The 24,205-nt window shown below is 64.6% G+C and carries 20 protein-coding genes; 15 read left to right on the top strand and 5 right to left on the bottom strand.

Annotation, left to right across the window (positions count from 1 at the left end; all coding sequences use genetic code 11):
- The first annotated feature begins 37 nt into the window (after positions 1-37).
- Entirely contained in the window at positions 38-1,114 is a 1,077-nt protein-coding gene (gene queG / locus G7020_RS06110) for a tRNA epoxyqueuosine(34) reductase QueG (protein WP_181083038.1), read from the top strand.
- A 10-nt stretch (positions 1,115-1,124) separates the two neighbouring features.
- Here queG and G7020_RS06105 read toward each other — a convergent pair whose 3' ends face one another.
- From G7020_RS06105 to mpl, 3 genes are all read right to left on the bottom strand, one after another.
- The gene (locus G7020_RS06105; protein WP_181083037.1) at positions 1,125-1,415 is read right to left on the bottom strand and encodes a YceK/YidQ family lipoprotein; all 291 of its coding nucleotides are present in this window, start codon (positions 1,413-1,415) and stop codon (positions 1,125-1,127) included.
- A 1-nt stretch (position 1,416) separates the two neighbouring features.
- A complete protein-coding gene (gene ubiX / locus G7020_RS06100; RefSeq protein ID WP_181083036.1) occupies positions 1,417-2,046 on the bottom strand; it encodes a flavin prenyltransferase UbiX in 630 nt (209 codons plus the stop codon).
- A 116-nt stretch (positions 2,047-2,162) separates the two neighbouring features.
- Positions 2,163-3,512 (bottom strand): UDP-N-acetylmuramate:L-alanyl-gamma-D-glutamyl-meso-diaminopimelate ligase, encoded by a 1,350-nt coding sequence (mpl, locus tag G7020_RS06095; protein ID WP_181083035.1) that lies wholly within the window; start codon positions 3,510-3,512, stop codon positions 2,163-2,165.
- Between the two features lie 194 nt (positions 3,513-3,706).
- Between mpl and G7020_RS06090 the strand changes: the two genes are divergently transcribed.
- The 7 genes from G7020_RS06090 to G7020_RS06060 all read left to right on the top strand — a co-directional run bounded on the left by G7020_RS06090 (position 3,707) and on the right by G7020_RS06060 (position 12,896).
- Entirely contained in the window at positions 3,707-4,519 is an 813-nt protein-coding gene (locus G7020_RS06090; RefSeq protein ID WP_181083069.1) for a zinc-dependent peptidase, read from the top strand.
- A 139-nt stretch (positions 4,520-4,658) separates the two neighbouring features.
- Complete coding sequence (ppa, locus tag G7020_RS06085; protein WP_181083034.1) at positions 4,659-5,186, top strand: inorganic diphosphatase; 528 nt, start codon at positions 4,659-4,661, stop codon at positions 5,184-5,186.
- A gap of 164 nt (positions 5,187-5,350) precedes the next feature.
- Positions 5,351-6,268: a TIGR01777 family oxidoreductase gene (locus G7020_RS06080; RefSeq protein ID WP_181083033.1), complete on the top strand. Its 918-nt coding sequence runs from the start codon at positions 5,351-5,353 to the stop codon at positions 6,266-6,268.
- Between the two features lie 93 nt (positions 6,269-6,361).
- On the top strand, positions 6,362-7,336 hold the full coding sequence (locus tag G7020_RS06075) for a YbgA family protein (protein ID WP_181083032.1): 975 nt from the start codon (positions 6,362-6,364) through the stop codon (positions 7,334-7,336).
- 45 nt (positions 7,337-7,381) lie between these two features.
- Positions 7,382-8,821 carry a deoxyribodipyrimidine photo-lyase gene (gene phrB / locus G7020_RS06070; protein WP_181083031.1) on the top strand — a complete coding sequence of 480 codons (1,440 nt, stop codon included), beginning with the start codon at positions 7,382-7,384 and terminating at the stop codon, positions 8,819-8,821.
- Between the two features lie 164 nt (positions 8,822-8,985).
- The gene (locus tag G7020_RS06065; RefSeq protein WP_181083030.1) at positions 8,986-10,626 is read left to right on the top strand and encodes a VRR-NUC domain-containing protein; all 1,641 of its coding nucleotides are present in this window, start codon (positions 8,986-8,988) and stop codon (positions 10,624-10,626) included.
- Positions 10,623-12,896 carry an ATP-dependent DNA helicase gene (locus G7020_RS06060; RefSeq protein ID WP_181083029.1) on the top strand — a complete coding sequence of 758 codons (2,274 nt, stop codon included), beginning with the start codon at positions 10,623-10,625 and terminating at the stop codon, positions 12,894-12,896. Before G7020_RS06065 ends, G7020_RS06060 begins: the two co-directional genes overlap by 4 nt.
- 72 nt (positions 12,897-12,968) lie before the next feature.
- Here the strand turns inward: G7020_RS06060 and G7020_RS06055 are convergent, their stop codons facing one another.
- Both G7020_RS06055 and nirK read right to left on the bottom strand, forming a co-directional pair.
- Positions 12,969-13,709, bottom strand: coding sequence for an SUMF1/EgtB/PvdO family nonheme iron enzyme (locus G7020_RS06055; protein WP_181083028.1), 741 nt, complete (start codon positions 13,707-13,709; stop codon positions 12,969-12,971).
- Positions 13,710-13,713: 4 nt separating this feature from the next.
- The gene (gene nirK, locus G7020_RS06050; protein WP_181083027.1) at positions 13,714-14,793 is read right to left on the bottom strand and encodes a copper-containing nitrite reductase; all 1,080 of its coding nucleotides are present in this window, start codon (positions 14,791-14,793) and stop codon (positions 13,714-13,716) included.
- Between the two features lie 390 nt (positions 14,794-15,183).
- Here nirK and G7020_RS06045 point away from each other — a divergent pair, with 390 nt between their 5' ends.
- The 7 genes from G7020_RS06045 (at position 15,184) to dxs (ending at position 23,974) form a co-directional block, all read left to right on the top strand.
- Entirely contained in the window at positions 15,184-16,179 is a 996-nt protein-coding gene (locus tag G7020_RS06045) for an SDR family oxidoreductase (RefSeq protein ID WP_181083026.1), read from the top strand.
- 159 nt (positions 16,180-16,338) lie between these two features.
- A complete protein-coding gene (locus G7020_RS06040) occupies positions 16,339-17,274 on the top strand; it encodes an ABC transporter substrate-binding protein (protein ID WP_181083025.1) in 936 nt (311 codons plus the stop codon).
- Entirely contained in the window at positions 17,268-19,643 is a 2,376-nt protein-coding gene (locus G7020_RS06035) for a putative bifunctional diguanylate cyclase/phosphodiesterase (RefSeq protein WP_181083024.1), read from the top strand. Before G7020_RS06040 ends, G7020_RS06035 begins: the two co-directional genes overlap by 7 nt.
- 135 nt (positions 19,644-19,778) lie before the next feature.
- Positions 19,779-20,549 (top strand): sulfite exporter TauE/SafE family protein, encoded by a 771-nt coding sequence (locus G7020_RS06030; protein ID WP_181083023.1) that lies wholly within the window; start codon positions 19,779-19,781, stop codon positions 20,547-20,549.
- A 282-nt stretch (positions 20,550-20,831) separates the two neighbouring features.
- Positions 20,832-21,074, top strand: coding sequence for an exodeoxyribonuclease VII small subunit (locus G7020_RS06025; RefSeq protein ID WP_014854021.1), 243 nt, complete (start codon positions 20,832-20,834; stop codon positions 21,072-21,074).
- Entirely contained in the window at positions 21,071-21,955 is an 885-nt protein-coding gene (locus G7020_RS06020; protein WP_181083022.1) for a polyprenyl synthetase family protein, read from the top strand. Before G7020_RS06025 ends, G7020_RS06020 begins: the two co-directional genes overlap by 4 nt.
- 129 nt (positions 21,956-22,084) lie before the next feature.
- Complete coding sequence (gene dxs, locus G7020_RS06015; RefSeq protein WP_181083021.1) at positions 22,085-23,974, top strand: 1-deoxy-D-xylulose-5-phosphate synthase; 1,890 nt, start codon at positions 22,085-22,087, stop codon at positions 23,972-23,974.
- Positions 23,975-24,205: the final 231 nt, after the last annotated feature.

Genomic DNA, 24,205 nt, shown 5'->3' with positions numbered 1-24,205 from the left:
GAATTATACGCACCCGCTCGCCAGACCGCCTTCCTCGATGTCCAGCCTCTCTCTCGATCCCGTCGCTCTCGCCCAGTCCATCAAGGAGTGGGGCCGCGAGCTGGGTTTTCAGCAGGTCGGCATCACCGGCGTCGATCTGGCCGAGCATGAAGCGCACCTGCAGAGCTGGCTGGACGAAGGCTATCAAGGGGAAATGGACTACATGGCCGCCCACGGCAGCAAGCGTTCGCGGCCAGACGAGCTGGTACCCGGCACGCTGCGGGTGATCTCCCTGCGCATGGACTATCTGCCCGGCGACACGAGCATGAGCCAGCGCCTGGCTGAGCCGGAGAAGGCCTACGTCTCGCGTTACGCACTGGGCCGCGATTACCACAAGCTGATCCGCAAGCGCATCCAGCAGCTGGCCGAGCGCATTCAGCAAATGGTCGGCCCCTTCGGCTTCCGCGCCTTCGTCGACAGCGCGCCGGTGCTGGAAAAAGCCGCCGGGCAGCAGGCCGGGCTCGGCTGGATCGGCAAGAACACCCTGCTGCTCAACCGCAAGGCCGGCAGCTGGTTCTTCCTCGGCGAACTGTTCGTCGATATCGCCCTGCCCGTCGACGAACCCGTCACCCGCGATCATTGCGGCAGCTGCCACGCCTGCCTGGACGTCTGCCCCACCGAAGCCTTCGTCGGCGAACGGATACTGGATGCGCGACGCTGCATTTCCTACCTGACCATCGAGCTCAAGGGGGCGATCCCCGTCGAGTTGCGCGCACCGATCGGCAACCGCGTATTCGGCTGCGACGACTGCCAGATCGTCTGCCCTTGGAACCGCTTCGCCAAACCGACCGAACAGGCCGATTTCCACCCTCGTCACAGCCTCGACAATGCCGAGCTGGCGGAGCTGTTCCGCTGGACCGAGGACGAATTTCTCAGCCGCACCGAAGGCTCGCCGCTGCGCCGTGCGGGCTATGAGCGCTGGCTACGCAATCTGGCGGTCGGGCTGGGCAATGCGCCATCGAGCATTCCGGTACTGGAGGCTTTGCAGGCGCGCCGTGACGATCCCTCGGAGCTGGTGCGTGAGCATGTGCAATGGGCTTTGGAACAGCATGGCAACCGTGACGCTGCCGACTGATGATTTCTCTTTATAACCCGCCGCTCACCCCCAACCCAACGCCGAGTTCCGCAGCCACGGCAAAGGGCAGCAACAGCGTATCGAGCAGCAGACTGGCCGGCAGGTCCAGGGCGGCATGTTTCGGCGCTGCCGTACCAAAGCGCTCCTGCGGGCAGCAGCCGCTGTTGAGGCTGTACCAGTCGAGACGAGTGCCGGAATAGATGATCGGCGCGCCGGGCTTGGCCACATCGAGGGTGCGGACCGTGGCACAGCCGGGCAGCAGGCTCAGGGCGAGCAGTAGAGGCAGGGTTCGACCGATCATCTCAATCGTCGCTGACGAGATGGTGTTCGCCCCAGCGCGGCAGCATGTCCTGAGGAATGTTCAGCAGGTTGAGGATACGCGCGACGATGAAATCCACCAGGTCGTCGAGGGTCTGCGGCTGGTGATAGAAACCCGGCGAGGCCGGCAGGATCACTGCGCCCAGGTTCGACAGCTTGAGCATGTTCTCCAGATGGATACTTGAATAAGGCGCCTCGCGCGGCACCAGGATCAGCTGGCGGCGCTCCTTCAGCGTCACGTCGGCGGCGCGCTCGATCAGGTTGTTGCAGGCACCGCCGGCAATCGCCGACAGGGTGCCGGTGGAACAGGGCACCACCACCATGGCCGTCGGTGCGCCGGAGCCGGAAGCCGGCGGCGCCATCCAGTCCTCCTTGGCGAACACGCGGATCTGTCCCGCCGCCGCGCCGGTGTATTCGCTGAGAAAGGCCTGCATCGCCTGCGGCTTGGCCGGCAGCACCACGTCGGTCTCGGTGGCCATCACCAGCTGCGCGGCCTTGGAAATCAGAAAGTGCACCTCGCGGTCTTCCTGCACCAGGCAGTCGAGCAGGCGCAGGCCGTACTGCGCGCCCGAGGCGCCGGTCATGGCCAGGGTGATGCGTTCGGGTCCGCTCATACAGCCTCCAGTTTCTTTCCAATCCCACGTGTGGAAATGCCTTCGGCGATTTCCACCCTACCCACCCACGGTCAGCGCAGGGTGGAAAACCGCGAAGCGTTTTCCACCATGGGCGGTCAGCGCAGCGCCTCTGCCAGCTTGCCGTGCAAACCGCCGAAGCCGCCGTTGCTCATGATCACCACCTGAGTGCCAGGCGCAGCCTGGGCCTTCACCCGTTCGATGATCGCTTCCAGCGTATCGCAGACCACCGCCGGCACCGGGCAGTTGGCCGCCGTCGCGGCCAGGTCCCAGCCCAGGTTCGGCGGCGCGTACCAGACCACCTGATCGGCCTGGCGCACCGACTCGGGCAGGCCGTCGCGATGCGCGCCGAGCTTCATCGAATTGGAGCGCGGCTCGATCACGGCGATGATCGGCGCATCGCCCACGCGCTTGCGCAGCCCGTCCAGTGTGGTGGCGATGGCGGTCGGATGGTGGGCGAAGTCATCGTAAATCGTCACGCCGTCGACCTCGGCAACCTTCTCCATGCGCCGCTTGACGCTGCGAAATTCGCTCAACGCCTCGGCGCCCTGCTTCGGCAATACGCCGACATGGCGCGCCGCCGCCAGGGTCGCCAGGGCATTGGCGACGTTGTGCTGGCCGGTCAGCTCCCAGTCGACGACACCCTGCACCTCGCCCTGGAAAATCACCTCGAAGCGCGAACCATCCTCGCTGAGCAGCCTGGCCTGCCAGTCACCGCCTTGGCCAGTGGTCTGCACCGACGACCAGCAGCCCATGCCCAGCACGCGCTCGATGGCCTGTTCGGTGGTCGGATGGATGACCAGCCCCTCGCCGGGAATGGTGCGCAGCAGATGGTGGAATTGCCGCTCGATCGCTTCCAGATCGGGAAAGATGTCCGCGTGATCGTATTCCAGATTGTTCAGGATCGCCGTGCGCGGGCGGTAATGGACGAACTTGCTGCGCTTGTCGAAGAAGGCGCTGTCGTACTCGTCCGCCTCGACCACGAAGAACGGCGTGCCGCCCAGCCGCGCGGAGATGCCGAAGTTCTGCGGCACACCGCCGATCAGGAAACCGGGGCTCATGCCAGCATGCTCCAGCACCCAGGCGAGCATGCTGCTGGTGGTGGTCTTGCCGTGGGTGCCGGCGGCGGCCAGCACCCAGCGGCCCTGCAGCACGTGGTCGGCCAGCCACTGCGGGCCGCTGACATAGGGCAGCCCCTTGTTCAGCACGTATTCCACCGCCGGGTTGCCACGCGACAGCGCGTTGCCGATCACCACCAGATCCGGCGCGGGATCGAGCTGGCCCGGCTCATAACCCTGGGTCAGTTCGATGCCCTGGGCTTGCAGCTGGGTACTCATGGGCGGATAGACGTTGGCGTCGGAGCCGGTGACGCGATGGCCCAGTTCCTTGGCGAGAACGGCCAGCGACCCCATGAAGGTGCCGCAGATGCCGAGAATATGGATATGCATGAATGACCCCTGAATTGGCCACGCCCGGCTCTGGAATGACGGCTTCGCGGGCGCAAAAACTGCGCGGCAGATTAGCACAGGCGCCCGGCTGCGGCCTGGCACGCGAAGGCTTTGTCCGCAACGGGCCGAACCCCTTCCTGTTTCCCGACCAGCGGCGCTTATACTGGGCGCCCCGAACTGGAACAGCCCTGAATATGTGGTCATTACGCGCGTGGCGGCGCAAACGCATTCTTGCCCGCTTTGCGGTGGAACCGGCGCTCTGGCAGGCCGTCACCGACAGCCTGCCGATGCTCGACGGACTGAACCCCGACGAACTCTCCCGGCTGCGCGAACGCAGCATCCTGTTCCTGCATGCCAAGCGCCTGACCGCGCTGCCGGGCGTCGAACTGGAACTGGCCGACCGGCTGCGGCTGGCGGCCCAGGCGCAGCTGCCATTGCTGCATCTGGCCGATCTGGACTGGTATCAGGGCTTCCATGAGGTCGTCATCTACCCGGACGATTTCCACAGCCCGCAGAAGCACCGCGACTCGGCGGGCGTCGTGCATGAATGGGATGGCGAACACAGCGGCGAAGCCTGGCTGCAGGGGCCGGTGATCCTCGCCTGGCCGGGCGTGCAGCAAAGCGGTGGCTGGGACGGCTACAACCTGGTCATTCACGAACTGGCGCACAAGCTCGACATGCTCAATGGCGATGCCAACGGCCTGCCGCCGCTGCACCGCAGCATGCGCCTCGACGCCTGGTCCAGCGCCATGCAGAGCGCCTACGACGCACTGAACGAAACGCTGGACGCCGATCCCGAAGCGCAGACACCGATCGACCCTTACGCAGCGGAAAACCCGGCGGAGTTCTTCGCCGTCACCAGCGAATACTTCTTCAGCGCGCCGGACCTGCTGCATGAGGCCTTCCCGGAGGTCTATGCGCAACTGGCCGCGTTCTATCGCCAGGACCCGCTGGCGCGACTGGCCGCGCTGCAGCAAAGCCATCCGCACTACAGGGAACCGCACTGAAAGTCGCTCGTCGAATGCGCGCCGCGCCAGATCGCACACGTTACGTCCGAGCGACGTGGCAAAACGCCCGACAGTGCGCCTATAATCGCGCCCACTTTTTTCGCCCCAGGCCGCGTTGGCCGACCACGGAGCAATGTCCATGAGCTACAGCAAAGTCCCGGCTGGCAAAGACCTGCCCAACGACATCTACGTCGCCATCGAAATCCCGGCCAACCACGCGCCGATCAAGTACGAAATCGATCACGACACCGACTGCCTGTTCGTCGACCGCTTCATGGCCACCCCGATGTTCTACCCGGCCAACTACGGCTTCATCCCGCACACCCTGGCTGACGACGGCGACCCGCTGGACGTGCTGGTGGTAACGCCCTACCCGGTCGCGCCGGGTTCGGTCATCCGCTGCCGCCCGGTCGGCGTGCTGAACATGACCGACGAGGCCGGCGGCGATGCCAAGCTGATCGCCGTCCCCCACGACAAGCTGACCCAGCTGTACGTGGACGTTAAGGAATACACCGACCTGCCGCCGCTGCTGATCGAGCAGATCAAGCACTTCTTCGAGAACTACAAGGATCTGGAGAAAGGCAAGTGGGTCAAGGTCGAAGGCTGGGGCAACGCCGACGAAGCCCGCGCCGCCATTACCAAAGCTGTTGCGGCTTACCAAAAATAAGCCAATACCGCCAAAGGAAAGCCGGCCACAAGCCGGCTTTTTTATGCCTGATGTCCAAGCATGTGTCGCCGGGCTCAGATCACATTATCGAGCGCTTACGTCGAAACAGGCTTCACTGATAACTGAGACGGCACTACCGGGCGGACGAGGATCGGGAGGGGGCCATGCGGATTCTTTTGAGCGGCGGGACCGGGCTTATTGGCCAGGCACTCTGTCAGTACTGGCTGCAGCAAGGCCATGAGTTGCTGGTCTGGAGCCGGCGGCCCGAGCAGGTGCCCCGGCTGTGTGGGGCCGCCGTGCGTGGTGTGGCCAGCCTGGAGGAGCTGGGCGACATCGAGCTGGACGCGCTGATCAACCTGGCTGGCGCGCCCATCGCTGAGCGTCACTGGACGCGTCGGCGCAAGGCTCTGCTATGGGACAGTCGCATCCACCTTACGGAGCGGCTGGTCGAGTGGCTGGCCGGACTTACTTGCCGTCCACCCCTGCTGATTTCCGGCTCCGCCGTAGGCTGGTACGGCGATGGCGGCGAACGTTTTCTGCGTGAAGGCGACACGCCGGTCAGCAGCGATTTCGCCAGCCAGCTGTGCATCGCCTGGGAAGAAAGCGCGCAACGGGCGCAGGAACTGGACATGCGGGTGGTGCTGGTGCGCACCGGGCTGGTGCTGGCGCGCGAGGGCGGCTTTCTTGGCCGGCTGCTGCCGCCGTTCCGCCTTGGTCTGGGCGGGCGCATCGGTTCGGGACGGCAGTGGATGCCCTGGATTCACCTGCATGACCAGGTCGCCTTGATCGACTTCCTGCTGCATCACCCCGCCGCCAGCGGCCCTTACAACGCCTGCGCGCCGCAACCCGTGCGCAACGCCGAATTCACTCGCAGCCTGGCCCAGGTACTGCACCGGCCAGCCCTGCTGCCGCTGCCGGCATCCCTGCTGCGCGCCGCTTTTGGCGAGTTGTCCGGGCTGCTGTTGGGCGGCCAGCATGCGCTGCCCGAACGGCTGCTGGCCGAAGGATTCGAGTTCCGCTTCAGCAAACTGTCGCAGGCACTGGCCGAGCTGCTGGAACGGCAGGCTGCGGATGCCCGCTGAGCCGAGCCCAAGGGCGGCCATTGCTGCCGCCGCAGATAAGGCACACACTTGCGCGAGTCGTTGACCGGTACAGCAGACACAGGTCGTACAGCCATGCCCGTCGAGGTTTCCATGGTCGCCACTGACACCATCAAGATCGGCATCAGCGCCTGCCTGCTGGGCCACCCCGTGCGCTACAACGGTGGCCACAAGGCCTCGCAGCTGTGCCAGGAAATACTATCGCGGCACTTCGAGTTCATCGCCCTGTGCCCCGAACAAGCCATTGGCCTGGGCACCCCGCGCCAGCCGATTCGGCTTGTCGGCGACCCTGACAGCCCGCGCGCGCTCGGTACGGTCAATCGCGAACTGGACGTCAGCGAAGCCCTGAGCGCCTATGGCCAGCGCGCCGCCGAACAACTGCACGATATCTGCGGCTACATCCTGATGCAGAAATCACCGTCCTGCGGCATGGAGCGGGTCAAGGTCTATCAGGACAACGGTCATCCCGCCGAAGGTGGCGGGCGCGGTCTGTTCGCTGCCGCCCTGATGCGCGTCCGACCGGACCTGCCGGTTGAGGAAGACGGGCGCCTGAATGATCCGGTACTGCGCGAGAACTTCATCACCCGTGTCTTCGCCTATGCCGAATGGCAGCGCCTGCAGCGTGCCGGACTGACACGCAAAGCGTTGATCACTTTTCACGAACGCTACAAGTACCAACTGATGGCGACCAGCCGTGTGCAGTATCAACAGCTCGGGCGTGCGGTGGCACAAAGTGCCGACACGCCTCTACAGCTTTTTGAGTCCCGCTATTTCAGCCAGTTGATGGCGGCTCTCAAGCATCCGGCCAGTCGTGGCGGCCACAGCAATGTGCTGCAGCATATGTCCGGTTATCTGAAGCGTGCACTGAGCTCAGCGGAAAAACAGGAACTGCAGCAACTGATCGAACAGTACCGCCTGGGCATAGTGCCGCTGGTGGTGCCGATGACTCTGATCAAGCACCACTTCCGTCGTCATCCGGATGCCTACATCGAGCGCCAGGCCTACCTGCAACCGCATCCGGAAAACCTCGGCCTGCGTAACGCCCTATGAACACACCCGCTGACGCACCGCCTGTATGGCACTGAGGAGCCTTGCATGCGCCAATTGATCTGGTTTCGCACCGACCTGCGGGTGCAGGACAACACCGCGCTGACCGCAGCCATGCAGGCCGGCCCTACCCTGGCGGTGTTCCTGCTCAGTCCCGGCCAGTGGCGCGCCCACGACGATGCGCCCTGCAAGGTGGACTTCTGGCTGCGCAACCTGCTGACGCTACAGACACAGCTGCGGCAGCTGAACGTGCCCCTGCTGATCCGCCAGGCCGAACACTGGCGCGATGCGCCTGCCGTGCTGACCCGGCTCTGCCATGAACAGCAGATCGGCAGCGTCCACGTGAATCAGGAATATGGGCTGAATGAAGCCCATCGCGACGAGGCCATGGCGCAGCAACTGCAGACGCTGGGGGTAGGCTTTCACAGCCACATGGACCGCCTGCTGTTCCGGCCCGGCAGCATCCTCACCCGCTCGGGTGGCTATTTCCAGGTCTTCAGCCAGTTCCGCAAAGTCTGCTATCAGCGCCTGCATACCGCGTTGCCAATGTGCCTGGGTGTGCCGCAGGCACAAGCTCCGCTCGCCATCCTCAGTGACCCGATCGCCGCCCAGCTGACCGACTTTCCTACCCCGGACGCCGCTTTGCAGGCCTTGTGGCCCGCAGGCGAGGTGGCTGCACTGGCGCGCCTGCAAGACTTCGCCGACCAGCACCTGGATGACTACGACCGCCAGCGCGACCTGCCCGCCCAGCCCGGCACCAGCCAGCTCTCGCCGTACCTCGCTGCCGGCGTGCTCTCCCCCCGGCAATGCCTGCACGCGGCGCTGTGCAGCAACCGGGGCGAGTTCGAAACCGGCAGTAGCGGCGCCGTCGCCTGGATCAATGAGCTGCTGTGGCGCGAGTTCTACACGCACATCCTGGTCGGCTACCCGCAGGTATCGCGGCACCGCGCCTTCCGCGCGCACACCGAAGCCCTGCCCTGGCGCCACGCCCCGCGGGAGCTGGCCGCCTGGCAGGAGGGCCGCACGGGTTTTCCGCTGATCGATGCGGCCATGCGCCAGCTGCTGGCCACCGGCTGGATGCACAACCGGTTGCGCATGGTGGTGGCGATGTTCCTCACCAAGAACCTGCTGATCGACTGGCGCGAGGGCGAACGCTTCTTCATGCGTCACCTGATCGATGGCGACCTGGCGGCGAACAACGGCGGCTGGCAATGGAGCGCCTCCACCGGCACCGACGCGGTGCCCTGGTTCCGCCTGTTCAACCCCATCAGCCAGTCACAGCGCTTCGACCCCCAGGGCCGCTTCATTCGCCACTGGTTGCCAGAACTGGCCGATCTGGACAACCGCCGCATCCACGACCCAGGCGCCGCGGGCGGGCTCTTCACCGTGGCCAATTATCCGCAACCGATGGTAGACCTCACCGCCAGCCGTCAACGGGCGTTGAACGCATTCAGGGACCTGTCTTCCCATGGCCCACAGCCGGCCTGAGCTCCTCGATGACTTGCCGCACACGACGCCAGCAACCTGCACGGCTCAATAACAGCAACGGGTTCGGCGCTACGCTGAAATCCTGGAATGCGTGACCCACAACGCGGTTGATCACCCGTGCGCCAACGCGGACAATGCTGTACAAGAATACAGTGATTACCGCCATGCCTACTCCCCTTCCCACCGACCTTTACTACCTCAGCAATTTCCGCACAGCGCTCGCCTGGGTGAATGAGCGCTATGCCGATTTGCTGACCGTTGAGGAGCAGGCATTTATTGAAACCTTTCACTCCCTTGTGTGGCCGACCCAGGGACTGCTGGTGCGCATGATCATGCGACGCGGTTGTCACTTTCGCCTGAGCAAGCTCGACTATCCCGAGCTCGGTGATTGCCTGGCTGCCGCTCGCCCCCTGCTTGAACTCGGCTGGATCAGTGAGCAGGCGCTGTTAGGCGCCGCCGAAGTAGCTGAACTGCTGCGCAAGGATGAAGTGCTCAAGCATCTGCCCCTGCAGGATCGCCGCGCCGCACAGAGGAAAGGCGAGCTGATTGAGCAACTGCAGGCGCAGGACCTGCCGGCGCGGACCTTTATCAGCTGGTGTCCCGGCCTTGATGATCGCCTGCTGAGCCTGCAGGTGAGCGAGCTCTGTGACCGCCTGCGCCTGATGTTCTTCGGGAATCTGGCTCAGGACTGGTCCGAATTCGTGCTGGCGGATCTGGGTGTCTATCGCTACGAATCGGTGGAGATCAGCCCGCAGTGTCGCGGCTTTCGCAGCCGGCAGGATCTGGAGGACTACCTGCAGCTGCGTGCGCTACGGGTCCGTTTCGAAGCGGGCGAGACCGTCGAAGCAGTGCTGCCGCCGCTGCTGGCCTTTTCGTCTGATAGTCCTTATCTACGCAGCCGTCACGCCAGGCAGCTGTTTCAGATTGCCCATCATTTGGAGAAGTGCGGCCTGCTGGAGCAAGCGCTGGTGGTCTATCAGCGCAGCGAAGACGCCCAGGCTCGCTGGCGGCAGATTCGTGTCCTGGAGCAACTGGGCCGTGATGCCGAAGCCCATGAGCAGGCACTGGCATTCAGTGCCGTGCCCAAAAGCGATGAAGAACGTCAGCGTCTCGAGCGCGCCCTGAGACGATTGCGCCGCAAGCTGGGATTGCCCGTCCCCAGGCGACCCAAGGCGGCTGAAGCATTGCGCATCGAGCTGACCTTGCCCACGCCCGGGCACGGCAGCGTGGAAATGGCCGTGCGCGATCACTTCAGTACAGAGCAGGCGCCCGTGCATTACGTGGAGAACGGCCTGCTGTGCAGCCTGTTCGGTCTGCTCTGCTGGGAGGCCATCTTCGCACCACTGCCGGGGGCTTTTTTCCATCCCTTCCACCGAGGCCCGGCAGATCTCTTCAGTCCGGACTTTCACGTACGCCGGCAGGATCTGTTCAAGCGGTGTCTGGCTCGCCTGCAGGACGCTGCCTACCCGCAACTGATCCTTGAGCGCTACCGGGAGAAAGTCGGTATTCAGTCGCCGTTCGTGTTCTGGTCTCTGCTCGATGAGCAGCTTCTGGAACGGGCACTGCACTGCATTCCCGCGCAGCACCTGCAGGCCTGCTTCGCCCGCCTGCTCCTGGATGTGAAAGCCAACCGTGCCGGCATGCCCGACCTGATCCAGTTCTACCCCCATGAGCAGCGCTACCGGATGATCGAGGTAAAAGGCCCGGGCGACCGCCTGCAGGACAACCAGAAGCGCTGGCTGGCCTTTGCCGCCGAGCAGGGCATTCCGGTCGAGGTCTGTTACGTCAGCTGGGACGCCGCATGACCTACTCGGTGGCGGTGCGCGCCCTTTGCGAGTTCACCGCCAAGGAGGGCGATCTCGACCTGCGTTTCACGCCCTCGCCCACGGCTCAGGAGGGCATCGCCGGTCACCAGACCGTGGTCAGTCGCCGTGGCGCTGACTATCTCGCCGAACTGCCACTCAGCGGCAGCTACCCTGGGCTGTTCGTCAGTGGCCGCGCCGACGGTTATGACCCCGAACGCAATCGCCTGGAGGAAATCAAGACCCACCGTGGCGACATCAGCCGGATTCCGGCCAACCACCGCACGCTGCACTGGGCGCAAGTGAAAGTCTATGGCTGGCTGCTCTGCCAGCAGTGGGGTCTGCAGGAGCTGGAGCTGGCCGTCGTCTACTTCAACGTACTCACCCATACCGAGAACGCCTTCGTCGAGGTGCTGAGCGCCGCCGATCTGCAACGCTTCTTCGAGTTGCAGTGCCAACGCTTTCTGCTCTGGGCGGAACAGGAAGAAGCTCACCGCGAACGGCGCGATACCTGCCTGGATACGCTCGTTTTTCCCTACCCGGACTTTCGCCGGGGACAACGCCAGCTTGCCGAGGCGGTGTATCGCAGCGCTCGCGATGGCCGCCCCCTCATGGCCCAGGCCACGACCGGCATCGGCAAGACGCTGGGCACCCTCTTTCCGCAACTCAAGGCCATGCCGGGCCAGCAACTGGATCGGCTGTTCTTTCTCACGGCCAAGACACCGGGCCGCCGCCTGGCGCTGGACGCGCTGCACAGCCTGCGTGAGGGAAACGCGGGCATGCCGCTGCGCGTGCTGGAGCATGTAGCCCGCGACAAGGCCTGCGAGCATCCAGAAAAGAGCTGCCATGGCGAGTCCTGCCCGCTGGCCAAGGGGTTCTACAATCGCTTGCCGCAAGCTCGCCAGGCTGCGCTGCAACAGGGCTGGCTGACGCGCGAGCAGGTACGCGCCGTTGCCCTCGCCCATCAGGTCTGTCCGTACTACCTGAGCCAGGAGCTGTGTCGCTGGGCCGATGTGGTGGTCTGCGATTACAACTATTACTTCGATATGGGCGCCCTGCTTTACGGCCTTGCCCAGAGCAACGAATGGCGTGTCGCCGTGCTGGTGGACGAGGCACACAACCTGGTGGATCGGGCCCGCGGCATGTACACCGCCGAACTCGACCAGGTGGCGTTTCATGAGCTGTGCCGTAGCGTGCCCTCGGGCCTGCGCAACGTGTTGCAGCGCGTCAGCCGGCACTGGGAGCAGCTCAATCAGGTGCAGCAAGCGGATTATCAGATCCACCCCGCCGTCCCTGACTTGCTCGTCGCAGCGCTGCAGCGGGCGGTCAGCGCCATCACCGATCACCTGACCGACCATCCCACCGGACAGGACCGGCTGCTGCTGCAGTTCTATCTGGATGCCATGCTGTTCTGTCGCCTGAGCGAGGCCTACGGCCCGCACTCACTGTTCGATGTCACCCGCCAAGACACCCAGGCCATCGGCGATCACACCACGCTGTGCCTGCGCAACATCGTGCCGGCGCCCTTTCTCGCCAGCCGCTTCAGCGACGCCCATACCACCACCCTGTTCTCGGCGACCCTGCGGCCAGCCAGCTATTACCAGGATCTGTTGGGGCTGCCTGAGGAAACCCAGTGGATCGATGTCGAATCCCCCTTCTCGGCTGAGCAGTTGTCCGTGCGCGTGGTGCGCAACCTGTCGACCCGCTACCAGCATCGCGAAACCAGCCTCGCGCCGATCTGCCGGTTGATGGCCGAACAGTACCGGCGTGCTCCGGGGAACTACCTGGCGTTCTTCAGCAGCTATGCCTACCTGCAGCAGGTGCGCGAACTGTTCATGGCGCTGTACCCCGAGGTCCCCAGCAGCGTGCAGACCCGCAGCATGAATGAAGGCGAGCGCCAGGCCTTTCTCGACAGTTTCACGATTCACTCCGAGGGCATCGGCTTTGCCGTACTCGGTGGCGCGTTTGGCGAGGGCATCGACCTGCCTGGCAAACGCCTGATCGGCGCCTTCATCGCCACCCTCGGCCTGCCGCAGATCAACCTGATCAACGAAGAAGTCAAAGCCCGCATGCAGCAGATGTTTGGCGAAGAGAATGGCCATGACTATGCCTATCTCTTTCCCGGCATGCAGAAAGTGGTGCAGGCGGCAGGTCGCGTCATACGCACCACCGCCGATCAGGGCGTGGTGTACCTGCTCGATGATCGCTTCGGCCAGAACAGGGTCAAAGACCTGCTACCCGCCTGGTGGAAGGTGGACCTTTACCGGTTATGAGGCTGCGGGTCAGCTCGATTCAACGAAGGGTCGCCGACAGGGTGCGGCCCGAGCCCCCGGCCAGTGACCGGGTCAGCCTTCGCGCACCAGCCGCAGGCCCAGATGGGTCGGCGGCAGACCTACCGAACAGGCACCGCTGGTGGGGTTGCGCTCGAATTCGGACAATACCGAAGGGTGGCGCCCGGCGGCGATGCGAATGCCGCAGAAGTCGCCAGCGTTGCGCGAAAAGCAGGTATCGGTCCATTCCCAGACGTTTCCACCGGCATCCAGCAGGCCGTGCTCGTTGCTGCCATAGCCGCCGAAAGGCTTGAGCGTTTCCGGCAGGCGCTCGCGGTTGGCACGCTGCGCATATTCGGCGAGCCAGCGGCGCGACGGGTTGCGCGGATCGTCCACTATCGGCGCCTCCTCGATGTAGGCCGAGGCCGCCGCCAGTATCCACTCGCCGTGCCGCGGCAGCCGATAGTGATATCCGCTGCGACGCGACAGCCAGGCCGCATAGGCATTGGCATCCTGCCAGCTCAGCCCCACCGCCGGCAGTTGCGCCGCCGTTTCGTCCGGCGCCACATCCAGCGCCGGGCATTCGCCATCAGCTACGCACGCGGCGTATTCGGCCTGGCTGACCTGCCGACGCATGATCGAGAAGCCCTCCAGACGCTCTTCGTGCACCTCGCTGCCGCCCGGCAGGTGATAACGCGCCAGGCCGGTCGGCACCGCCACCAGCTCCGGCTCCACCTGCGACACCACCTGCGGTTCGCCGCAGGCCGTCAGCAGGCCCAGCAGCAGCGGGACTGCGCGGTACACGAAGCGCTGCATGGCTCTACTCCTGCGAAGTGATCGGGCCGGGGGCCTTGACCTGCTTCATCAGCTCCTCGTTCCACTCGCCGCCTTCCACCACGATATGGCCGGCTGCGCCCATTTCCGCCTCGATCAGGTTGTGGTTGAGGTAGGCATAGACGCCGGGCTGGCGGAATGTATAGAGCGCTACGGCAGCCGAGCCACCGCGCACGAACCAGGTTTCCAGGTTCTTCAGCGGCGGGTTGTCGAACTTGCCGGTTTCCCATACCCAGTCACCGTGGCCGCCGATCAGGTGCGGACGGGAATCGCGGTTGGCCTGGGAGTGGATCAGCAGGACCGATTCGCCGACGTTGGCTTTGAGGGCGTTCTTGCCGGTCAGTGCGCCGACCCGACCGTTGAACACCACGTGGCTCGGGATCAGGCCGCGCATGGTTTCGCGAGTGTCGGCATAACTGTCGAGCAGGGTGCTGTAATCCTTGTACTTGCCGTCCTTGTCCTTGGGGATATACAGGTCGAATTCGCCGATGGTGTAGGCGCGGTCATAACGAACGGCATTGCCAGCCGGGTCTTTCAGGCCCTCACGCGGCAGCACCATCAGCGTGCCGCTCATGCCGGCCAGCACGTGCCAGGCGACCATGCCTTCGGGTGCGCAATGATAGACGAAGGTACCGGTACGGTCGGCCTTGAAGCGCAGCACGGCTTCCTGTCCGGGAGATACCAGCGTCAGGGCGGCGCCGCCCAGCGCACCGGTGGCCGCGTGCAGGTCGATGTTGTGCGGCATGCTGTTGCTGGCCGGATTGACCAGGGTCAGCTCTACGAAGTCACCCTCGTGCACCACCATGGTCGGGCCGGGCATCGAGCCATTGAACGTCATCGCCTGGAGCGTGGTGCCCTGGTCGTCGATGACCATTTTCTTTTCCTCGATCACCAGGCGGAACTGCACCACGCGCGGCTCTTTCGGCGCCACCTGCTCATGGGCATGCACCTGGGGCGGTGCCACCAGACCAACCTTGACACGTGACAGACCGTCAGCAGCGTCCGCTAGAACCTGGCCGCTGAAAGCCAATGCAATGGATAAGGCCAGATGCTTGATTGTATTCACAGCGCGTACTCCTGCTGGTTCAAAATTTCGCGCATTACGCGACAAACCCGGCAGGCAAACCTTGCGTGTCGACAAGAATTAAGACTCATTAGGTAGAAGGCGTCGATTTGCCACACCCCTAAGGAATACCTCTCTGGCAATTCGCCGAATGGGCAATTAACCGTTTCCACACATCGAGTGGCGGCAGTTGCAACAACGATGCCTGCGCCACTCCGGCAAGGCTCGCCGAGCCGGCACAAAGCAGGCGATGCGCAACGGCTCATCCAGTCTCGGGAAATGTTTGTCTGCCGCGCCTATTCCCACCTCGCAACTCAGTCCATCCCTCGCCGGTCAACTGCAACAGGCGAGGGTCAGCGGCATCCGGCCTCTGAATCGACGAAGGGGACAGACATGACAGATTGCGGACGGGTCGCTGTGGTATGTGGCGCCAGCGCGGGTGTCGGACGGGCGACGGCGTGGGCGTTGGCGCGCGCCGGCTACCGTGTGGCGCTGATCGCGCGTGGGGCGCAAGGGCTGGAGGATACGCGGGCCGAGCTGGAAAGCGGTGGCGCCCGGACACTGGCGATTGCGCTGGATGTGGCCGATGCCGAAGCGGTGGACCGCGCCGCCGAACGGATCGAGGCGGAGCTGGGGCCAGTCGATCTCTGGGTGAATTCGGCAATGGCGACGGTCTTCGGCCCCGTCCATATGACCAGCGCGGCGGAGTTCAAACGAGTCACGGACGTAACCTACCTGGGCGTCGTTCACGGCACGCTGGCGGCGTTGCGCCACATGCAGCCACGCAACCGGGGCACCATCGTGCAGGTCGGCTCCGCCCTGGCCTACCGGGCGATCCCCCTGCAATCGGCCTATTGCGCGGCGAAATTTGCGATCCGCGGCTTCACCGATTCGCTGCGCTGCGAATTGATCCACGACAAGAGCCAGGTGCGGCTGACGATGGTCCAGTTGCCGGCCCACAATACGCCGCAGTTCGACTGGTCACGCAACAAGATGACCAGGCGCCCGCAGCCCGTACCGCCCATCCACACGCCCGAGGTGGCGGCGCAGGCCATCCTCCGGGCAGCACGCGAAGCGCCTCGCGAACTCTGGGTTGGGCGCGCCTCGCTGCAGGCCATTATCGGCACCCTGCTCATGCCCGGCCTGCTCGACCGGATGATGGCCAGGCAAGCCTGGGACGGCCAGATGTCCGAGGAGCCGGCCCATGCCGAGCAACCGGACAATCTGTTCCAGCCCGTCACCGGGCTGCATCGTCTCGAAGGCCGCTTCGGTAATGACACCCTCGACAAAGCCCCCAGCCTGGCCTCGGAAACAGTCGGCAAGCTGGCGGTGGGTCTGGGGCTGCTGGGCCTGATCATCGTGACAGCGTTAGCCCTTGCCGCCAGCTAGCGTGGCCGAGCGCCTGAAAAGGCTGCGACCTAAGCGCGCACAGCACGCCAATGTCCCGATCTAGACTGGTTTCCGCTCATTAACCCCGACCAATGAAGGGATATGCGGCAACTTCCGCTCAGGCTATGGTGGCACCAGACCATCAGTGGAATGGCTGGGATGCCGCGAATCTTGTTGCTATTGCTCTTTCTGAGCCTGCTGGCCTGCCAACCGGAGGCCGAAACCATCCGCATCGGCAGTGATCGCTGGCCCGGTCATGCCCCTCTTTTCATCGCTGGTGAACTCAAGCTGTCGCAACCCGGTACGCTGCGCCTGGTTGAATACCCCAGCCCGATTGGCGTCGTGCGCGGCTTGCGCAACGGCACGCTGGATGCGGCCATGCTCAGCCTCAGCGAAACACTGCTGCTGCAGAGCAGTGACGAGCGGCTCGACCTGGAAATCCTGCTGATCGCCGGTATCTCCAATGGCGCCGACGTGCTCTATGTGGTGCCACCGATGAAACGCCTGGCCGATCTGCAAGGCCAGCGCCTGGGCATCGAGGATTCGGCGCAGGCCGCTTTCCTGCTGTCGCGTATCCTCGATCAGACCGGGTTCGGACGTGAACAGCTGGAGCTGGTCATCCTGCCCCTGCGGGAACACGCATACGGCTTGCGCAGCAAGCGTGTCGACGCACTCATCAGCAGCGCCGCGATGGGTCCCGAACTGGAAGCCCTGGGCGCACGACGCATCTTCGACAGCGGTGCGCTGCCGAACGAAATCACCCACGTCATGGTGGTCAACCGCCGTCATCTGAACCCCGCCCAGCGCGGGCGGCTGAAGCGCCTCTGGTACGACGCGCTACGTATCTGGCAGGACGACCGCACCACGTTCTCGACGCACCTGCAACAGCGGCTCGGCCTGAGCACAGCGAGCCTGCAGCGCACGCTCGACGGTATCGTGCCGGGCGACGAACGAATCAACAGCATCCAGCTTCACAACGGACAGTTGCTGCGCCAGATGCGCCAACTCAACGACTACATGCTCGAGCATGGCTTGCTGGCGCATCCCGCACGGCCACTGGCGCTGCTGAGTGACTGCCGGGGTGTCGAATGCTGACGCGAATGCCCCTGCGCCTGTCCCTGCCGCTGCTGCTCGGCCTGTTCGCGGCACTGTTCACGTTGTTGCTGACCACCTTCCAGGTTCCCGGCAGTATCGAAGAGGCCGTGCAGGACTGGCAGAACCGCACCAAGCAGCATTTCGCCCTGCTGCAAAGCAGCCTGAGCGACCATGTACGCCAAGGGCGCACCACCGAACTCGAAATCGAGCTGGCCGATCTCGCCAGCCTCGATGGCATCGTCTGGGCGATGGTGATCGACAGGGAGCTGCGCATTGTTGCCGCAACTCGCCTCGACCTGCAGGCCGACCAGTTGGATGCCATCAGTCCAGCCGCCCTGAAGGCACACGTGCGCAGGGGCCATCCCATCTGGCTACCGCTCGCCGGTCAGCGCCAGTTGGCGATCTACCCGCTGGACCGTACCGGGCAGATACCGGCCCGTCAGCATGACGCCTTGCTCGTCGAACTGGATTTCACCACCCAGCTGCAGCAGATCAAGCGAGATGCCTGGGGCTATCTGGCGCAGATCCTTGCTCTGCTGTTCTTCCTGGGTCTGGCGTTGAATTTCTTCTATGGCCGGTTGATTACCCGCCGCCTGGCCCGCGTCGAGCAGGCGGCGCGCCACTTCGCCGCTCATCATCTGCCGCAGGCGCCGGCGGTCGGGGGCCGGGACGAAATCGCCACCCTGGCGCGCACCCTGAGCCAGATGATGCACCAGCTCTACGACCGCCAGGCGGCGCTCTCGGAAAGCGGGCGCATGATGCGCGACCTGATCAATACCGCCCCGGTCGGCATGCTCGTCGTGGACCACGAACTGCGCATCGAACAGGCCAACCTGGCCGCCGCCCGGCTGTTCGCCCGCACTCCACTGGAACTGATCGCAACAGCCGTCGAGGACCTGCTACTCGACCAGGACGCGGCGCAGCGCATGCTAGACAAGAGCACGGCGCTCGAACTGACCGGGTTGCGCAACGGCCAGCAGGTGCCACTGGAAGTCAGCTGCACCCCATTCCGCCACCGCAAGACGCAGCACTACCTGCTGTTGCTGCGCGATATCAGCGAGCGGCTGGAGACTGAGCAGAACTTGCGCTTCCTGGCCCATTACGACCCATTGACGCATCTGGCGAACCGGCATTATCTGGTGCAACGTCTGGAGCATCTGCTGAGCCAAGGCACCCACCTGAGCCTGCTGTTCATCGATATCGACCACTTCAAGCGCATCAACGATGCCCTCGGCCATGAGGTCGGCGATTTTCTGCTGGTCAAGATAGCGACCCGGCTGACGCGCCTGACGCCTGCCCCCAGTGTGCTGGCGCGATCCGGTGGCGACGAGTTCATGCTGCTGCTCGAAGCGGTCGAACCCTCGGACGCCCTGGCCCTCGGTCAGCGCATCATCGACGATCTTGCACCGGCGATACGGATCGGTCAGTACGAATGCCGCATCAGCCCCAGCATCGGCATCGCCAGCAGCTCCGGGAGCGGCACCGCCAATGATCTGCTCAAGCAGGTGGATCTGGCCCTGTATGCGGCCAAGGATGCCGGGCGCAACTGCATCGTGGCTTATTCCGACACGCTGGGTGCAGTGGCGGAGCGACGCCATCAACTGGAGCTGGAGCTTCGCCAGGCACTGGAGTGCGAACAGTTCGTCCTGCACTTCCAGCCGCAAGTGGACAGCCAGGGACGGCCAAGGGCGATGGAAGCGCTGCTGCGCTGGCAGTCGCCAAGTCGCGGCCTGGTCCCGCCCAGCGACTTCATTCCAGTGCTGGAAGAAAGCGGGATGATCATCGACGTCACGCGCTGGGTTTTTCGCCAGGCCTGCCGCCAGGCTCGCCTGTGGCAACAGGGAAAACACAGGATACGCATCGCGGTCAATCTGTCACCACTGGACTTCCGCCAGGCCGATCTGGCCGGTTGCCTGCGCGACATTCTTCATGAGGAAGACGTCAGCCCCGAGCTGCTCGAACTGGAAATCACCGAAAGCGCCCTGCTGGCTGCCGACGAGCATGTCCAGACGACCCTGACACGCTTGCGCGCGCTGGGCATGCCGTTGCTGCTGGATGACTTCGGCACCGGCTACGCGTCCCTGACCTATCTGCAGAAATTCGCCTTCGACGGCATCAAGATCGACCGCGAATTCGTCGCCGACCTGCCGGACAGCGCACACTCGGTAGCCCTGGTGCGCGGCATTCTGATCATGGCCAGCCACCTGGGCCTGCACGTGGTGGCCGAAGGCGTGGAAAACGAGCGTCAGGCAGCCTTCCTGCTACTCAATGACTGCCCCAGCCTGCAAGGCTACTTCTATTCACGCCCGCAGCCGGCGGAACAGTGCTGTCTCAACCGCTATGACGTCCTGCCGTCGGCCAGGGCATAGAGCCCTACGGTTCATGCCTCCATCCGGAAAAACGGGTCTGTTGAAAGCGCAGCGAAACCCGCACGCAACGGCAACGCCCTTGGCGTAGCGCAACGGCAAGGCTAACCTGCGTCTTTTTGTCACCGAGCGCATCCGATGTCCCTGTTCGATATGCTGCTGCTCATCGCTGCCGGTTTCGCCGCAGGCGGAATGAACGCCCTGGCCGGTGGCGGCACCTTCTTTTCCTTTCCCGCACTGCTCGCCATCGGCCTGCCACCGGTGACGGCCAACGCCACCAACGCCGTCGCGCTCTGGCCGGCGAGCCTCGCCGGTGCCTGGGCGGCGCGTACCAGCCTGCGCCCACTGGGGCGCTATCTGCTGCCCTTGTTGCTGGCCGGCTTGGGCGGCGGCCTGCTCGGCGGCATCCTGCTGCTGGTCAGCGGCGATGATGTGTTCAGCCTGCTGATCCCCTGGCTTCTGTTGCTGGCCACCGCACTGTTCGCCGCCAGCCCCCTGCTGAGCCGCTGGCTGGCGTCCCGGCGCAAGGAGGCCGGCGAAGTACCACCGCACGCGCCGCTATCTCTGGCCGCGCACGGACTGGTATCCATCTACGGCGGCTACTTCGGCGCGGGCATGGGCATCCTGCAACTGGCGGCCTTCTCCATCGAAGGCCACCCGCTGGTGCGCGCCAACGCGCTGAAGAACCTGATTTCCGCAGTGATCTACAGCGTCGCCACCGCCACCTTCATCATCGCCGGGCGGGTGAGCTGGTCTGAACTGGCGATCCTGCTGATCGGCACCACACTGGGCGGTTATGCCGGTGGCGCGCTGAGCCAGAAACTGCCGGCCCGCTGGTTACGGGCATTCGTGATCCTGGTAGGCGCAAGCATGACCGTCTATTACTTCTGGACGACGTATTGGCGATAACCCGCCTTCCGAATACCGGATTACGCCTGCGGAAACCCGGATTACGCCTTTGGCTAATCCAGGCTACGAATATCGGATGCCGTGCAATCGTAGGATGGAATCGCCGAAGGCGCTTCCATCGTTTATCTGAGCCGAGAGATCGGGCCACGCTTCACCAGTCGAGCGTAGGTGAAGCCTGAAGCAAAAAGCGACTGGCGTTCCTGTCCACCCGCAGTGCTTTTTCCGCCCGGCTCTGCTAGTGTCGCGACCGTTTCAAAGCCGCCGTACAGAACAGGTTCCGCCATGGCCCGCAAGAAAGTCGCCCTCGATTTCGAACAATCCCTCGCCGAGCTGCAACAGCTGGTCGAACGACTGGAAAGCGGCGAGCTGTCGCTGGAAGACTCGCTGACCTGCTTCGAGCAGGGCATCGGCCTGACCCGCGACTGCCAGGCCGCACTCAGCCAGGCCGAACAGAAGGTGCAGATCCTGCTCGAACGCGACGGCAAGCTGCAGGAAACCCCGTTCGAAGTGGATCCCGAAGCATGATCGCCTACCAGCAGCGCTGTCAGGCGCGCGTCGACAACCGCCTGAGCGCCCTCTTCGTCGCCCCCCGCCCACAACTCGAACGCCTCTACCAGGCCATGCGCTACAGCGTGATGAACGGCGGCAAGCGCGTGCGTCCGCTGCTGGTCTACGCCGCCTGCGAGGCGCTCGAAGGCGATGCGGCCCAGGCCGATGGCGCCGCCTGCGCAGTCGAGCTGATCCACGCCTATTCACTGGTGCATGACGACCTGCCGGCCATGGACGACGACGACCTGCGTCGTGGCCAGCCCACCACCCACAAGGCCTTCGACGAAGCCTGCGCGATCCTCGCCGGCGACGGCCTGCAGAGCCTCGCCTTCGAAGCGCTGGCCGCACCGACGCACAACCCGGCCGATCCCGCGCTGCGCCTGGAAATGTTCAGCAGTCTGGCCCGCGCCGCCGGCCCCGGCGGAATGGTCGGTGGCCAGGCCATCGATCTCGGCTCGGTGGCTTGCAAACTCGACCGCGAGGCGCTGGAGCTGATGCACCGGCACAAGACCGGCGCCCTGATCGAAGCCTCCGTGCGCCTGGGCGCACTCGCCAGTGGCCGTGCCGATGCCGTCAGCCTGGCCGCGCTGCAGCAATACGCCGAAGCGGTCGGCCTGGCCTTTCAGGTACAGGACGACATCCTCGATGTGGAAAGCGACACCGCCACCCTGGGCAAGCACCAGGGCGCCGATATCGCCCGCGACAAGCCCACCTACCCGTCCCTGCTGGGCATGGACGCGGCAAAGGCCTACGCGCTGGAGCTGCGCGATCTGGCCCTGCACGCGCTGCAACCTTTCGGTGCGAGCGCCGGGCCGCTGCGCGAGCTGGCGCGCTTTATCGTCGAACGCCGCAGCTGATAGCGCTTTCCGCGGCGGCATTCCGACCCGGACCACCCCACCGTGGCCCTGTTAGCGCCACGGTCATTCTTATCGTCGAGCCCATCGGGTAAACTGCGGCTCTTTTTTCAGCCAAAAACGATTCGCCCGATGCTCAAGACGTTCCATGAGATTCCTCGGCTTCGCCCCCAAACGCCCATTCTTGACCGCGCCGCCACGCCCGCGCAGCTGCGTCGCCTGGGCGAGGCGGAACTCGTAGAACTCGCTAACGAGCTGCGCCAGGATCTGCTGTTCAGCGTCGGCCAGACCGGCGGGCACTTCGGCGCCGGTCTTGGCGTGATCGAGCTGACCATCGCGCTGCATTACGTTTTCGACACCCCGGACGACCGCCTGGTCTGGGATGTGGGCCACCAAGCCTACCCGCACAAGATCCTCACCGGACGCCGCGAGCAGATGGCCAGCCTGCGCCAGAAGGACGGCCTGGCCGCCTTCCCTCGTCGCAGCGAAAGCGAGTACGACACCTTCGGCGTCGGCCATTCCAGCACCTCCATCAGCGCCGCGCTGGGCATGGCCATCGCCGCACGTCTGCAGGGCCAGAAGCGCAAGTCCATCGCCGTGATCGGTGACGGCGCGCTGACCGCCGGCATGGCCTTCGAGGCGCTCAACCATGCGCCGGAAGTCGGCGCCGACATGCTGGTGGTGCTCAACGACAACGACATGTCGATCTCGCGCAACGTCGGCGGCATGTCCAACTACCTGGCGAAGATCCTTTCCAGTCGTACCTACAGCAGCATGCGCGAAGGCAGCAAGAAGGTCCTCTCGCGCCTGCCCGGCGCCTGGGAAATCGCCCGCCGCACCGAGGAATACGCCAAGGGCATGCTGGTGCCCGGCACCCTGTTCGAGGAGCTGGGCTGGAACTACATCGGCCCCATCGACGGCCACGACCTGCCGACGCTGATCGCCACGCTGCGCAATATGCGTGACCTGTCCGGCCCGCAGTTCCTGCATGTGGTGACCAAGAAGGGCAAGGGCTTCGCCCCGGCGGAAGTCGACCCCATCACCTGGCATGCGATCAACAAGCTGGAACCGCTGGACGCCCCCAGGAAACCCAAGCCGCCGTCCGGCCCGCGCTACTCCAACGTGTTCGGCCAGTGGCTGTGCGACATGGCCGCGGCTGATACCCGCCTGGCCGGCATCACGCCCGCGATGAAGGAAGGCTCGGACCTGGTAGCCTTCAGCGAGCGCTTTCCCGAGCGCTACTTCGACGTCGCCATCGCCGAGCAGCACGCGGTGACACTGGCCGCCGGCATGGCCTGCGAAGGCGCCAAGCCGGTGGTGGCGATCTATTCCACGTTCCTGCAGCGCGCCTACGACCAGTTGATCCACGATGTGGCGGTGCAGAATCTCGACGTGCTGTTCGCCATCGACCGCGCCGGGCTGGTGGGCGAGGATGGCCCGACCCATGCCGGCAGTTTCGATCTGTCGTACCTGCGCTGCATTCCCGGCATGCTGGTGATGACCCCCAGCGACGAGAACGAGATGCGCCGCATGCTCACCACCGGCTACCTGTTCGAAGGCCCGGCAGCGGTGCGCTACCCACGCGGCACCGGCCCCAATGCGGTTATCGAACCCGGCCTGGAGCCACTGGAAATCGGCAAGGGCGTCATTCGTCGCCAAGGCTCGAAAGTGGCGCTGCTGGTCTTCGGCGTGCAGTTGGCCGAAGCGCTGGAAGTTGGCGAAACCCTGGATGCCACGGTCGTCGACATGCGCTTCGTCAAACCGCTGGACGAAGCCCTGGTACGGCAGCTGGCCGACGCCCATGAGTTGCTGGTGACCATCGAGGAAAACAGCATCATGGGCGGCGCCGGCAGCGCGGTGAGCGAGTTCCTCGCCGCCAAGGCCATCGTCAGGCCGCTGTTGCAGCTGGGCCTGCCGGATATTTACGTCGAGCATGCCAAACCCTCGCAGATGCTCGCAGAATGCGGCCTGGATGCAGTGGGGATTGAAGCGGCGGTACGGGCGCGGCTGGCGAAAATATAACGAACCGGTCAGCCCTATCTCAGGCAAGCGGCGGAAGCGCCTTCGGCGATTCCACCCTACGAAAAGCGACCCGCATGCCGCGGTTACCGTAGCCTGTATTAGCCGAAGGCGTAATACGGGTTTCCGCAGGCGTAATCCGACGATCCGAAGGCGTAAACCAACGAACAAGACACCACCCCTGGAAGCGTCTGAGCGTTCGCTCGTCGGGTCGGTGAAGCGCGACCCGACCTA

It is taken from the genome of Stutzerimonas stutzeri (assembly GCF_013522825.1).
GTDB classification, from domain to species: Bacteria; Pseudomonadota; Gammaproteobacteria; order Pseudomonadales; family Pseudomonadaceae; genus Stutzerimonas; species Stutzerimonas stutzeri_AK.
Note: the sequence above shows the minus strand (reverse complement) of the source record. Positions and strands in the feature narration are given on the sequence as shown.